General features: G+C 69.7%; 9 protein-coding genes, 1 other RNA gene and 1 pseudogene. 5 read left to right on the forward strand and 6 right to left on the reverse strand.

All coding sequences use genetic code 11. From position 1 onward, the window contains the following. Window positions 1–219, forward strand: a pseudogene (locus tag MKK54_RS03890) (porin family protein); the annotation flags it as partial. 221 nt (window positions 220–440) lie between these two features. On the opposite strand, the gene parE reads toward MKK54_RS03890, so the two are convergent. The 6 genes from parE to MKK54_RS03920 form a co-directional block, all read right to left on the reverse strand. Then, the gene (gene parE, locus MKK54_RS03895; RefSeq protein WP_244009268.1) at window positions 441–2492 is read right to left on the reverse strand and encodes a DNA topoisomerase IV subunit B; all 2052 of its coding nucleotides are present in this window, start codon (window positions 2490–2492) and stop codon (window positions 441–443) included. A gap of 244 nt (window positions 2493–2736) precedes the next feature. Continuing rightward, window positions 2737–4734 (reverse strand): PhoX family protein, encoded by a 1998-nt coding sequence (locus MKK54_RS03900; RefSeq protein WP_244009270.1) that lies wholly within the window; start codon window positions 4732–4734, stop codon window positions 2737–2739. A gap of 243 nt (window positions 4735–4977) precedes the next feature. Continuing rightward, entirely contained in the window at window positions 4978–7785 is a 2808-nt protein-coding gene (gene topA / locus MKK54_RS03905) for a type I DNA topoisomerase (protein ID WP_244009271.1), read from the reverse strand. A 157-nt stretch (window positions 7786–7942) separates the two neighbouring features. Further along, window positions 7943–9850 carry an AI-2E family transporter gene (locus MKK54_RS03910; RefSeq protein WP_244009273.1) on the reverse strand — a complete coding sequence of 636 codons (1908 nt, stop codon included), beginning with the start codon at window positions 9848–9850 and terminating at the stop codon, window positions 7943–7945. Between the two features lie 113 nt (window positions 9851–9963). Continuing rightward, entirely contained in the window at window positions 9964–10347 is a 384-nt protein-coding gene (locus MKK54_RS03915) for a response regulator (RefSeq protein ID WP_244009274.1), read from the reverse strand. Between the two features lie 160 nt (window positions 10348–10507). Beyond that, a complete protein-coding gene (locus MKK54_RS03920; protein ID WP_244009275.1) occupies window positions 10508–10714 on the reverse strand; it encodes a hypothetical protein in 207 nt (68 codons plus the stop codon). Window positions 10715–10957: 243 nt separating this feature from the next. On the opposite strand from MKK54_RS03920, the gene MKK54_RS03925 reads away from it, so the two are divergent. The 4 genes from MKK54_RS03925 (at window position 10958) to ssrA (ending at window position 13176) form a co-directional block, all read left to right on the forward strand. Further along, the gene (locus MKK54_RS03925; RefSeq protein WP_244009276.1) at window positions 10958–12130 is read left to right on the forward strand and encodes a zinc-dependent alcohol dehydrogenase; all 1173 of its coding nucleotides are present in this window, start codon (window positions 10958–10960) and stop codon (window positions 12128–12130) included. Window positions 12131–12289: 159 nt separating this feature from the next. Next, window positions 12290–12472 carry a hypothetical protein gene (locus MKK54_RS03930; RefSeq protein WP_409564122.1) on the forward strand — a complete coding sequence of 61 codons (183 nt, stop codon included), beginning with the start codon at window positions 12290–12292 and terminating at the stop codon, window positions 12470–12472. Continuing rightward, complete coding sequence (locus tag MKK54_RS03935) at window positions 12453–12803, forward strand: hypothetical protein (protein ID WP_244009278.1); 351 nt, start codon at window positions 12453–12455, stop codon at window positions 12801–12803. The genes MKK54_RS03930 and MKK54_RS03935 overlap by 20 nt, the downstream gene beginning before the upstream one ends. A 5-nt stretch (window positions 12804–12808) precedes the next feature. Further along, window positions 12809–13176, forward strand: a transfer-messenger RNA (tmRNA) gene (gene ssrA / locus MKK54_RS03940). Window positions 13177–13472 lie beyond the last annotated feature (296 nt).

The raw sequence follows: 13472 nt of genomic DNA on the forward strand, positions 1-13472 counted from the left end.
TTCAAGTCCTCGGCCGTGACGCTGAAGGTCGAAGGCCTGTACGTGAACCTCGACCGCGACAACGCCAACAACGGCGTGTTCGCGTACTCGAACTCCACCGGCCAGACCTACCGCATCAACACCAACTACGCGACCGCCACCTCGGGCTACACCAACCGCCGCTCCGACGAGTTCGTCGTCGTCCGCGCCGGCGTGAACTACAAGTTCGGCTCGTACTAAGCCGAACCCGGACCGTCTCGCGGGGCCGTCACGGCCGCGCGGGACGTCAGGCGAAGCCCAAATCCGCCATCCCGAAGGGATCAGACGGATTTGGGATGACAGAAAAAAAGCCCGGCCGCTTCGCGGCCGGGCTTTTTCCGTATGGGTCCTGCGTCGTGGCGGTCCCACAGTTACGAACCCGATGCGTTCAGCATCCCCTGAACGCATCGGGTCGACTCGGTTCAGATATCGAGCTCGGCCCCATCCGCGAAGGCGGCGCGCTCGGAGATGAAGGTGAAGCGGGCCTCCGGCTTGTTCCCCATCAGCCGCTCCACCGCGTCGCCCGTGGAAGCGCGTGCCTCGTCGAGCACCTCGACCCGCAGGAGCGTGCGCTTCTTCGGGTCCATCGTGGTCTCCTTCAACTGCGCCGGCATCATCTCGCCGAGGCCCTTGAAGCGGCCGATCTCGACCTTGCCGTTCTTGAACACCGTCCGGATCAGCTGCGCCTTGTGGTCGTCGTCGCGGGCATAGGCCGTCTTGGCGCCCTGGCTGATGCGGTAGAGGGGCGGGATCGCGAGGTAGAGATGCCCCCGGTCGATGAGCTTGGGCATCTGCCGGTAGAAGAAGGTGATGAGCAGCGAGGCGATGTGGGCCCCGTCCACGTCGGCATCCGTCATGATGATGACCTTCTCGTAGCGAAGGTCCTCCGAGCGGTAGCCCGCGCCCGTGCCGCAGCCGAGCGCCTGGGTCAGGTCGGAGATGAGCTGGTTGGCCCCGAGCTTGTCGCGGCTCGCCGAGGCCACGTTGAGGATCTTGCCCCGCAGCGGGAGGATCGCCTGGGTGGCGCGGTCCCGCGCCTGCTTGGCGGAGCCGCCGGCCGAGTCGCCCTCGACGATGAAGATCTCGGAGCCGGCCATGCCCGCCTTGGAGCAATCGGCGAGCTTGCCCGGCAGCCGCAGCTTGCGGGTGGCGGATTTGCGCGCGACCTCCTTTTCCTGGCGGCGGCGCAGGCGCTCCTCCGCCCGGTCGATCACCCAGTCGAGGAGCTTGTTGGCCTGGGCCGGGGAGGCGGCGAGCCAGTGGTCGAAGGCGTCGCGGATCGCGGTCTCGACGATGCGCGACGCCTCGACGGTGGCGAGCTTGTCCTTGGTCTGGCCCTGGAACTCGGGCTCGCGGATGAACACGGACAGCATCGAGGCACAGGTCGCCATGACGTCGTCGGTGGTCACGGCCGTCATGCGCTTGGCTTGGCCGACGCGCTCGGCGTGCTCGCGCAGGGCCCGCAGCAGGGCGACGCGCAGGCCGCTCTCGTGGGTGCCGCCCTCGGCGGTCGGAATCGTGTTGCAGTAGGAGGCCGAGACGCCGTCGTCGGCGACCATCCAGGCCACCGCCCATTCGAGCGATCCGTGGCCGCCGGGCTTCGTGATCTTGCCTGAGAAGATCGCGTCGGTGACGAGGTCCTTGCCCTCCAAGTCACGGGCCAGATAATCGCGAAGCCCCCCGGGGAAGCGGTGCACGGTCTCGGCCGGCACGTCGTCCATGCCCTCGAGCAGTGCGGGCGCGCAGCGCCAGCGGATCTCGACGCCGCCGAACAGGTAGGCCTTGGAGCGCGCCATCTTGAACAGGCGGCGCGGATCGAATTTCAGGGCGCCGAAGATCTGGGCGTCGGGGTGGAAGCGCACCCGCGTGCCGCGCCGGTTCTGCACCCGGCCCACGGTCTCCAGCGGCCCCTGCACGTGCCCGCGCGAGAAGGTCTGGCGATAGAGGGTCTGCGCGCGCGCGACCTCGACCTCGAGTTCGTCCGAGAGGGCGTTGACGACGGAGATGCCCACCCCGTGCAGGCCGCCCGAGGTCTCGTAGACCTTCGAGTCGAACTTACCCCCCGCGTGCAGGATGGTCATGATGACCTCCAGGGCCGACTTGTTCGGGTATTTCGGGTGCGGGTCGACGGGGATGCCGCGGCCGTTGTCGGTCACGATCAGGTGGCCGCTCTCCTCCAGCTCCACCTCGATGAAGCTGGCATGTCCCGCCACCGCCTCGTCCATGGAATTGTCGATCACCTCGGCGAAGAGGTGGTGCAGGGCGCGCTCGTCGGTGCCGCCGATATACATGCCGGGGCGGCGGCGCACCGGCTCCAGCCCCTCCAGCACCTCGATGGCGGAGGCGTCGTAACCGTCCTCGGCCGAGGTGACGGGCGCCAGCGGCGTCACGGCGGCGTCGAGCTTGCGCCGCTCGGCGGGCTTCGGCGGCGGCGCCTTGCCACCCGCGAAGAGGTCGCGCGCGGGGTCGCTCACCGGAGCGCCCCGAGCGGGAACTGGCACGGCCGCGGGCTTCGCGGACCGGATCGCAGAGGGAGACCGTGCAGCATTCGCCTTCATCCTCTGACCATACCGGAACAAACCGGAAACAGAAAGGGGTTCCCGCAGCCTGGAGCAGGGGAACGCACCCCCCGCCGCGCAGGGCGAACCACCCCATGACATGGTATGGGGGTGGTTAAGAAGGCCTGACGATGACGCGATGCGTTTTCACCGCGCCGCCTCAGGTGCCGACGCGGCCGCCCCCGTGCCGGGTGATCGCCACGAGGGCCGGGCGCGGCGGCATGCCCGCGTCGAAATCGGGCCAGCGGGTGGCGGGCGCCTCGAAGGTGGCGGGCACCGCCTTCGGATCCTCCTCGTCGGCCTCGCCGGGATGCTGCACGGCGACGAAGAAGGTGGTGTCGTCGGGCGTGAAGTAGGGGCCGCACATCTCGGCTCCGAGGGGCACGCGGAAGAAGTGCTTGCCCGTGCCCCGCCCGGGCCCCTCCGTCTCCATCGCCCAGATGCCGTCGTTGCGGCCCGTGCGCGAGGGCGCGTTGCCGTCCGTGGCGACCCAGAGCCGGCCGAGGCCGTCGACCGCGCAATTGTCGGGCATGCCGAACCAGCCGTCCTTCGTGGTAGCCGACGAGAAGGTGGCGCCGACGGCCGCGATGCCCGGATCGCCGCAGCGGACCAGGATCTCCCAGGTGAAGCCCGTGGCGGCATGGTCGCCCTCGTCGGGGGTCAGTTCGACGATGTGGCCGAAGCGGTTGTCGGCGCGCGGGTTCGCGGCATCGACCTTATCCCCCGTGCGCTTCCCGTTGTTGGTGAGCATCACGTAGACCTTGCCGGTCTTCGGGTTGGCCTCGACGTCCTCGGGCCGGTCCATCTTGGTGGCGCCGAGCCGGTCGGCGGCGAGCCGCGCGCCGATGACCACGTCCGCTTTGGTCCGGAAGCCGTTCTCCGGCGTCAGCGGCCCCTGTCCGAACACCAGCGGCATCCAGGTCCCGCGCCCGTCCGCGTCGAAGCGGGCGACGTGCAGCGTGCCGGAATCGAGGAGGTCGCGGTCGCCGCTGTCGGCGCGGCCCGTGGTGACGAACTTGTAGACGTAATCGAAGCGCTCGTCGTCGCCCTGGTAGATCACGTAGCGGCCGTCCCGCGCGACGATGCCGGCCGCGCCCTCGTGCTTGAAGCGGCCGAGCGCCGTGCGCTTCTTCGGGACGGAGGTCGGGTCGAACGGGTCGATCTCCACCACCCAGCCGAAGCGGTTGGGCTCGTTGGGCTCCTTGGAGACGTCGAAGCGCTCGTGGAAGCGGCCCCAGGCATAGGCGTTGGCCGGCAGGTTGAAGCGCTTGTGGTTGGCGGCCTCGGGCGAGTCCTTCGCCAGGGAGCCCGAGAAGTAGTAGTTGATGTTCTCCTCGCAGGTCAGCCACGTGCCCCACGGCGTGGTGCCGCCGGCGCAGTTGTTGATCATGCCGAGCACGGCGCGCCCCGTGGGGTCGGCGGCCGTCCTCACCCGGTCCGTGCCGGCGGCCGGGCCCGTCAGCACCATCGGTGTCCCGGCCGTGATGCGGCGGGCGTACTTCGAATCCGGCACCACGGCCCACTTGCCGTCCGTGCGGCGGATCTCGATCACCGAGCCGCCATGGGCCGCCATCTCGATCTCGACGAGGTCGCGGGTCATGCCCTGGAAGGCGACCGACTTGATGTCCTGGCGCCCGAGGCCGGGGAACATCAGTTCCTCGTTGGTGTATTCGTGGTTGACCACGAGCAAGCCGTGCGCCGCCGGATCGGTCGCGCCCGGTATCGGAAAGTAGCCCACGAAGTCGTTGTTGTAGCCGAATTGCTGGCCCTGCGCCGCGGCCGACTGATTGTGCGGATCGAAGGCCGGCGCGCCGGGCAGCACGGGATCGCCCCAGCGGATCAGGATCTCGGCATCGTGCCCGGCGGCGACGCGATGATGCGCGTCCGAACCCGCCTCGACTTCCGCGAAGGGGAAGCGCGTGGCGGCCCCGGATCCCTCGGCGCCAGAGGCGTCGTTCCTCGATGAGGCCCCGGCCGCCAGGGCGCGCGGCGTCACCACGGCGGCGATCGCACCGACGCCGAGCAGGCCGCGCAGGAGGTCGCGCCGGTCGAAGCGCGCCGCCACCACGTCGCCGAAGGTCGGGTTGGCACTGGCGTTCGAGCCGGCATCCTCGGCGTCTTCCGCCGCCTGGGAGCGGGTTCGCGTCGGCTCGTTCATGACTCAAGGTCCGGCTGTCGTGAGGGGCTGGAAACCCGTCTCGCTAGCGGCCGCGCATGGCACCGGTGTGACAGGTCCGTCCCGGCCGGTCCCGGGCCGCGCCGGGAGGATGCCCCCCTCGCCGATGTCGGCGGTGCGGGTGCGCCCCCCCGCCTTCGAGCGGCACCATGAGATCCGCCGGGCAGCGGTCGGCCCGGCGGCGGTCGCCGATCTCGTTCTGGCGGATGCCCGGCGGGGCCCGCCTCACGCCTTCTTGCGCGCGGCGGTGCCGGATTTGGCGGCGGCCGGCTCTTCAGCCGAGGCCGTGGCCTTCTTCGCGGGCGCCTTCCTGACGGCGGGTTTGGACGCCGGCGCCTCACCGTCCGGCGCCTCGGCCGCCGAAGCCTTCTTGGCAGGTGGCTTCTTGGCAGGCGGCTTCTTGGCAGGCGCTTTCTTGGCAGGCGCCGTCTTGGCCGCTCCCGTCTTGGCCGCCCCCGCCTTGCGCGCCGGAGCCTTCTTCTTGGAGCCGCCCGCGGCTTCCCGCGCCGCGATCAGTTCGAGCGCCTGGGGCAGGTCGACCGCCTCGGCCGCCATGGTTTTCGGCAGCGTCGCGTTGGTGGTGCCGTCGGTGACGTAGGGGCCGTACTTGCCCGACTTCACCACGATGGGCTTGCCCGTTTCCGGGTGCTCGCCGAGGGCGCGACCCGGATCGGCCGCCGGCCCGCGTCGGCCGCCGCCCTGCTCCTTGGCCACGATGAGGTCGATGGCCCGGTTGGCGCCGATCTCCAGCACGTCGTCGTCGCGGCCGAGATTCGCGTACATCTTGCCGTGCTGCACGTAGGGTCCGAAGCGGCCGAGATTGGCCAGGATCGGCTCGCCGGTCTCGGGGTGCTTGGCCACCTCGCGCGGCAGCGCGAGCAGCTTCAGCGCCATCTCCAGGTCGACGGAGGACGGGCTGGTGCCCTTCGGGATCGAGGAGCGCTTGGGCTTGGCCGCGTCCTTCTCGGCGGATGCCTCGCCCAGCTGGACGAAGGGGCCGAAGCGACCGTCGCGGACCGTCACCGGCAGCCCGCTGGCCGGGTCGTTGCCGAGCACACGCGTGCCGGGCTGGCCGCCATTCTCCGACGAGCCCTCGCCGTCGCCCTCGACGCCGGAGGCGGCGAGCTGGCGGGTGTACTTGCACTCGGGATAGTTCGAGCAGCCCACGAAGGCACCGAACTTGCCGAGCTTCAGCGAGAGCTGGCCCGAGCCACAGGTCGGGCAGGTGCGCGGGTTCGAGCCGTCCGCCTTCTCGGGGAAGATGTGGGCCCCGAGCAGGTCGTTGAGAGCGTCGAGCACCTCGGTGACGCGCAGTTCCTTGGTGCCGGAGATCGCGGCGGAGAAGTCGCGCCAGAAATCGCGCAGGACCTCGCGCCAGTCGATCTCGGCGTTCGAGACCCGGTCGAGCTGCGTCTCGAGGTCGGCGGTGAAGTCGTACTCGACGTAGCGCTTGAAGAAGCTCTCGAGGAAGCCCGTGACGAGGCGGCCCTTGTCCTCGGCCACCAGCCGCTTCTTGTCGATCCGCACGTATTCACGGTCGCGCAGGGTCTGGAGCACGGCGGCGTAGGTGGAGGGCCGGCCGATGCCGAGCTCCTCCATGCGCTTGACGAGGCTGGCCTCGGAGTAGCGCGGCGGCGGCTCGGTGAAGTGCTGCGTCGAGGCGATGCGCTCGCGCTTCAACGGATCGCCGGCCGTCATCGGCGGCAGGCGGCGGCCGTCCTCGTCCTCCTCGTCGTCCTTGCCCTCCTGGTACAGGGTGAGGAAGCCGTCGAACTTCACCACCTGGCCGGTGGCGCGCAGCTCCAGCCTGCGCGGGCCGACCTGGGCGACCACGTCGACCGTCGTGCGCTCCAGCTCGGCCGATTCCATCTGGCTCGCCACCGTGCGGGTCCAGATCAGCTCGTAGAGCCGGGCCTGTTCGGCATCGACGGTGCGGGCCACCGTCTTCGGCAGGCGGCTCATGTCGGTGGGCCGCACGGCCTCGTGCGCCTCCTGGGCGTTCTTGGCCTTGACGCTGTACTTGCGCGGCGCACCCGGCAGATAGCGCTCGCCGTATTCCCGGGCGACGACCCGGCGCACGTCCTGGATGGCCTCGGGCGCCATGTCGACGCCGTCGGTCCGCATGTAGGTGATGAGACCCACCGTCTCGCCGTCGATCTCGACGCCCTCGTAGAGCTTCTGCGCCGCCCGCATGGTCTGGGCCGGCGCCATCCCGAGCTTTCGCGAGGCTTCCTGCTGCAGGGTCGAGGTCGTGAAGGGCGGGGCGGGGTGGCGCTTGGCGGGCTTGGCCTCGACGCTGCCCACCTGGAAGGTGGCCAGTTCGAGGTCGCGCCTGAACGCCGCCGCCTCGTCGCCGGTGCCCACGTCCAAGCGCTGGATGCGCTTGCCGTCGGCGCCCGTCAGGCGGGCCTCGAAGCTGGCGCCGTTCTCCGTCACCAGGGTCGCCACCAGCGACCAGTACTCGCGCGGCTTGAAGAGCTCGATCTCGCGCTCGCGCTCGCAGACGAGGCGCAAGGCCACGGATTGGACGCGGCCCGCCGAGCGGGCCCCGGGCAGCTTGCGCCACAGGACGGGCGAGAGGTTGAAGCCGACGAGGTAGTCGAGCGCGCGCCGGGCCAGGTAGGCGTCGACCAGGGCCTGGTCGATCTGCCGGGGCTGGCGCATGGCGGTCTCGACCGCCGCCTTGGTGATGGCGTTGAAGGTGACGCGCTCCACCGGCATGCCCTTGAGGGCGCGCCGCGCCGTCAGCGCCTCGACCACGTGCCAGGAGATCGCCTCGCCCTCGCGATCCGGGTCGGTCGCGAGAATCAGTCCGTCGGCGCCCTTGAGCGCCTTGACGATGTCCGAGACGCGCTTCGATCCCCGGTCGTCGAGTTCCCACAGCATGTGGAAGTCCGCCTCCGGATCGACGGAGCCGTCCTTGGCGGGAAGGTCGCGGATATGGCCGAACGAGGCGAGCACCTCGTAGTCGCGACCGAGATACTTGTTGATCGTCTTGGCCTTGGCCGGCGACTCGACGACGACGACTTTCATGTGCGAATTCTAGCCTCTCGTCAGAGCCTGACCCGCAGCAACGATCGGTGGAAGATTGTGCGGGAGGCGCCGCGGCCCCTGTCAGGGAGGGCCGGCGCGGGGGAGAAGTGGGTCAAGCCCAGGGGGATGTCAAATGACCTCCCCCCGGACAGGGGCCTTACACCCGCCTGGCGAAGCTCAGGGCCGCGTCGAGGGCACCGTTCAGGGAGGTCACCAGCACGTCGGCCGAGAGGGTCCGGCGCAGGCGGTCGATCGAGGCGGGATCGCGCTCGCGCCAGAACCCGACCAGGACCTTGACGCCCGGGATCATCCGGCGCGCCTGGCGCACGTTGAGCCGGATCTGCGACAGGCTGACGGGTTCGAGATAGGAGAAGCAGACCAGCGCGATGCCGGAGAGGTCCGCCGGTCGCTCGCCCCGGCGCAGGTCCGCCATGGACACGACCTCGGCCGAGAGGCCGTGCCGGCCGAGGATCTGCCCGAGCATCGCCGTCGCCGCCTCGTCGAACGGGCCGCGGCTGGAGACGCAGAGCACCGGCCGGGTCGCCTGCCAGCGCGGCGGGAGATCGCCCGGACGCATCACCACGGCGGCGATCTGCCGGTCCGGGCCGATGGCCGCGAAAGCGGCGGACGTCTCGGAATTGCCCGACGACGCGGTTCCGGAGCCGACCTTGCGACCCACGGGCACGGTCCCGAGGCGCGCCACCACCGTCCGCAAGGCCGTGCCGACCTCGTCCTGGCGCGCGCGATCGAGGGTGCCGCGCGACAGGTCTTCCTGCGCCATCAGGAGGCCCGCCAGCACGACCTCGTCGTAATAGGTCACCAGCGCGCGGGCCTTGAGGAACATCCGGCCCTGGTCGATGGCCTCGGCCGGATCACCCGCCAGCATGCGCTGGTAGAAGATCTCGGGCGGCGACAGCGCCGGTCGGTCGCCGAGGATCACGTCGAGGAACCACAGCCTCTCGATGTGCCGCCCCAGCACCACGAGGCAGACGGTGATGGGGGTCGCGAGGACGAGGCCGATCGGTCCCCACAGAAAGGCCCAGAGGGTGGCCGCCAGGATCACCGCGATGGGGGAGAGGCCGGTGGAATGGCCGTAGAGCAGCGGCTCGACGACGTGGCCGGCGATGGGCTCGACCACGAGGAACAGGGCGGCGGTGGCGATCATCATGCTCCAGCCCGGATCGACGGCCGCCGCCACGACGAGGGGCAGCAGGGCGCTGATCGCCGCGCCGATATAGGGCACGAAGCGCATGATCGCGGCGAGCACGCCGAACAGGATCGGATTCGGCACGCCGATCCACCAGAGCCCGAAGCCGATGACGAGGCCGAAGGCGATGTTGAGCACGAGCTGGGCGAGGAAGAACCGGCTGAGGCGCGCCACCGCGTCGTCGATGGCCGCCGTGGTCCGGCGCAGGTCGCCCGAGCCCGCGAGCCGGATCGCGCGGTTCCGCAGGTCCTCCCGCTGCAGCAGGATGAAGATCGTGAAGATGAGGATCAGGCCGGTGGTGGCCAGCGGGTGCAGGATCGGGGCGGCGAAGGTGCCGAGGGTGCCGAGCAGGCCCGCCTTCTCGGCCGCGATCTGAACGTGGAGGGGGTGACCGAGGGTGCCGGCGCTGCCTTCCGGCGCCCGCGACGTCAGGTCCGGCTGCAGTTCGGTTCCGAGATCCTGCACCATGTCGATCATGCGGGAGAGCGTGCCGCTGCCGGCGGTCGCTTCCTTCAGGGAGGCGATCTTCTCGCGCATCGTGACCTGGTAGCGCGGCAGGTCGGAGGCGAGCTGCGCCGCCTCGTTGGCGATCAGGAGGGCGACGCCGAGGAGCGCCCCGAAGGCGGTGAGCACCACGACCAGGACCGCGAGGGCGCGCGGCACCCGGATGCGCCGCAGGAGCCGCACGCCCGGCACGAGCACGAAGCTCAGCAGGATCGCCAGGGTCACGGGAACGAAGATGTCGCGCCCGAGATACAGGGCCGCCGCGATGGTGATGACGAGAAGGCAGGAGGCCAGGGTCGTGAAGACCGGCATCGCCTGCCGCAGGAGGCGGGCGGTGATGGGATCGTCGCTCATGGGAATCTTGAGGTCTCGTCAGGGTGAGCGACGCGCGGGCCCGGCGACGCGCGCGTCGGGCGAGGCGTCGGGAGCGACGGGGTTCGGATCGGGCGCGGCGCGCCCCGCCGCGCTCAGGCGACGGCCGGCGCCTGCGGCCCGACGGCGGCGTTGATCTGGGTCAGCAGCTTGGAGAAGTCGACGGGCTTCGGGTGATAGTCGTTGCAGCCCGCCTGGATCGCCTTGTCGCGATCGCCCGACATCGCGTGCGCGGTGAGGGCGATGATCGGGATGCCCTGCGTGTCGCTCCCGGATTTCAGAACCCGCGCGGCCGACCAGCCGTCGAGGATCGGCAGGTTCATGTCGAGGAGGATGACGTCCGGTCGCCCGGTCCGCGCCTGCTGCACGCCGGACTCGCCGTCATGGGCGAGGATGACGTCGTAGCCGCGCCGCTTCAGCCGGCGGGACAGGAAGTCCCAGATCTCCTCGTGATCTTCCACCAGCAGGATCTTCGCCATCGCCCCTGAACCTCTCGATCGTCGCCAGTCCCGGTCAGCCCGACCAAGCCCTGGCCCCCGAGCAAGACACGTGCGCGGGGCGTGCTGAGAACGCACGACGAAGCGGAACGGTCCATGGCATTCCACGCGATCCGGCGCCACGGTCGCAGCGCTGTGGCACTCACGGCGCATCGAGGTTCGTGCGGGGCCGGATGTCGCTCAGCGGCCCCTTCGTGCCGGGCAGGAGGCCGGCATCCTGCAGCCAGATCATCAGCATGATCGTGGCCACCAGCGTCGCGAACGAGGTCAGCCGTCCGACGTGGCGCCGCCTCACGACGATCAGCCCGAGGGTGACGAGGAGGACGAGGGCCAGGGCGAGCAGCAGCATGGGACGGACGGGCCTTTCCCCACCATGGGGCCTTTCCCCACCATGGGATGGAGTGCCAACGGGGCGAAGCCGTGCCCGTTCCGACGTCCGGCGCCAGGGAACAAGCCCGGGCACGCCGGTCTTCACGTCGAGGACACCCTCTTCGACGTCACGACCCGTTCCCCCTTCACGACCCGTTCCCCTTCACGACCCATGCCCGGCCGCGCGCCCCGTTTCGCGCCGCCGGCCGGGTGGAGACCCGCGATGAAAGCATTGTGCTGGCACGGCAAGGGCGACATCCGCTGCGACACGGTCCCGGACCCGCAGATCGAGGATGCGCGCGACGTCATCATCAAGGTGACGTCCTGCGCGATCTGCGGCTCGGACCTCCACCTGATGGACGGGCAGATGCCCACCATGGAGAGCGGCGACGTGCTCGGCCATGAATTCATGGGCGAGGTCGTGGAGGTCGGGGCCGGATTCACGAAGTTCCGCAAGGGCGACCGCATCGTCGTGCCCTTCAACATCAATTGCGGCGCGTGCCGCCAGTGCAAGCTCGGCAATTGGTCGGTCTGCCAGCGCTCGAACCGCAATGCCGCGATGGCGGCGGCCCAGTTCGGCTACACCACGGCCGGGCTGTTCGGCTATTCGCACCTCACCGGCGGCTATGCGGGCGGCCAGGCGGAGTACGTGCGCGTGCCCATGGCCGACGTCGCCCCGATGAAGGTGCCGGACGACATGGACGACGAGTCGGTCCTGTTCCTCACCGACATCCTGCCGACCGGCTGGCAGGGCGCCGAGCATTGCGAGATCAAGGGCGGCGAGATCATCGCCGTCTGGGGCGCCGGGCCCGTCGGGCTGTTCGCGATCCAGTCGGCCAAGATTATGGGCGCCGAGCGCGTCATCGCCATCGAGACGGTGCCGGAGCGCATGGCGCTGGCCTGGAAATACGGCGCCACCGACGTCATCGACTTCATGAAGGAGGATGTGTTCGAGCGCATCAAGGAAATCAGCAAGGGGGAGGGGGCCGACGGTGTCATCGACTGCGTCGGCATGGAGGCCACCGCCGGCCACGGCATCGCCGGGGTGCTCAGCACCCTGCAGGAGAAGCTCACCTCGACCGAGCGGCCCTACGTGCTCGCCGAGGCGATCAAGGCGGTGCGCCCCTGCGGCATCGTCTCGGTGCCCGGCGTCTATGGCGGTCCGGTCCCGATCAACATGGGCTCGGTGGTGCAGAAGGGCCTGACCATCAAGAGCGGCCAGACCCACGTGAAGCGCTACCTGGAGCCGCTGACGAAGCTGATCCAGGCGGGCAGGATCGACACGACCTCGCTGATCACGCATCGCTCCAGCAGCCTCGCGGACGGTCCGGACCTCTACAAGACGTTCCGTGACAAGAAGGACGGCTGCGTGAAGGTGGTCTTCCATCCCACCTGATCGGAGGCGCGCGACGCGGTACGATCCCTAGACCAGGGGATGATGTCGCGCGTCGCGTCCGATGCGCGGCTTCACAACACCGAAGGATATCTCGCGGCGGCGCGTCGATGCGCATTGCGGGCCGGGGCGGGCATCCGCTAAAGCCAAAGCATGTCAGACTTGGAATCTCTCCTTGAGCGCCTCAAGGATGCCCAGCGCACCCTGATCGTCGAGGCGGCGAAGATCGACATGCTGCCGCCGGACAGCATGCTGCGCCGCGTCGCGGACCTCGAGAACACGATCGCGGCCGTGGAGGCCCTGATCGAGGAACACGCCCATCGCCGTGGCCGCGCCGCCGGCTGACGCCGCCGGCACGCTGGAGACGCCGGACGGACGCTACATCGTCGTCCGCGGGCGACTCTGGCGCCGGACCCGGCCCGATCTCGGCCCTGCCGAGCACGAGGCGCTCGTCGCGGCCCTGATGGAGGCCCGCCGCGCGGTTAAGGCCGCCAAGGCCGCCGACGATGCCACGGCCCTGAAGACCGCCCGCGCGGCCGTCGATGCCGCCAAGCACGGGCTCGGCGAGCGCGGCCCCGTCTGGTGGGACGACGGCGCTCCCGACCTGAACCGGCACATGGCCCGCAACACGCCCTACGCGGCGTGGTTCGCGGGTCGCACGGATGCGGCGGGATAGCGCGACGACTGGACCGGCGGCCCGGCTTCGCCTATATGAGACGTGCGGTTGATGACCGGTTCGTAATAACGTTTCAGGACCCGGAGGGCAGTACTCCGGCGCCTCCACCACGAGCCCATGGGCGTTTATGCCACTGGGCTTCTGATGGGGGCGAAATAGGATCGACTGGGCGGTAAAGGGATCGCGAGTTCGCTTTCACTTCGGTGCGAGACGATGCGGCTGTCGGTAAGGACTCGACCGGTTCGGCGCAGGCAAACCCTGTTTCGAGCATTTGGCCAAAACTCTAAATGCCAACGATAACGTTGTCATGGATGCCCGCCTCGCGGCGTAAGCATCTTGCGGTAGGGTAACCGTCGAAACAGAACCCGGAGCTTCGGCTCCGGGACCCACCTTTTCCCTCCATCGATGGGTCGACCACGGGATGGCTCGGCCACCGGAGCGGTGGATGCGCGCGCCGAACGCGCGCCGCGAGGCCGGCCCCTGGCGCAGATGCTGGCGGTAATCAGCGACAGCGCCACCGGGGCTCCATCGCCCTGTACCGGCGGATGGGCTTCTCCGGGGTTGGGTTCAAGCACGGTGCCTGGGTCGACACCGTGCCGATGCAGCGGCCGCTCGGCGGAGAGGCGCCCTAAATCCAGACCTCGCCGCGCAGGATTCATCGAGGTCTAC

The sequence above is a fragment of the Methylobacterium sp. J-068 genome (genome assembly GCF_022829445.1).
Classification (GTDB): domain Bacteria; phylum Pseudomonadota; class Alphaproteobacteria; order Rhizobiales; family Beijerinckiaceae; genus Methylobacterium.

Coding starts and splice junctions, on each gene's coding strand:
- MKK54_RS03900 (WP_244009270.1), bottom strand. CDS start 4,734: ATGAACGAGCCGACGCGAACCCGCTCCCAGGCGGCGGAAGACGCCGAG.
- MKK54_RS03920 (WP_244009275.1), bottom strand. CDS start 10,714: ATGCTGCTGCTCGCCCTGGCCCTCGTCCTCCTCGTCACCCTCGGGCTG.
- topA (WP_244009271.1), bottom strand. CDS start 7,785: ATGAAAGTCGTCGTCGTCGAGTCGCCGGCCAAGGCCAAGACGATCAAC.
- MKK54_RS03925 (WP_244009276.1), top strand. CDS start 10,958: ATGAAAGCATTGTGCTGGCACGGCAAGGGCGACATCCGCTGCGACACG.
- MKK54_RS03910 (WP_244009273.1), bottom strand. CDS start 9,850: ATGAGCGACGATCCCATCACCGCCCGCCTCCTGCGGCAGGCGATGCCG.
- MKK54_RS03915 (WP_244009274.1), bottom strand. CDS start 10,347: ATGGCGAAGATCCTGCTGGTGGAAGATCACGAGGAGATCTGGGACTTC.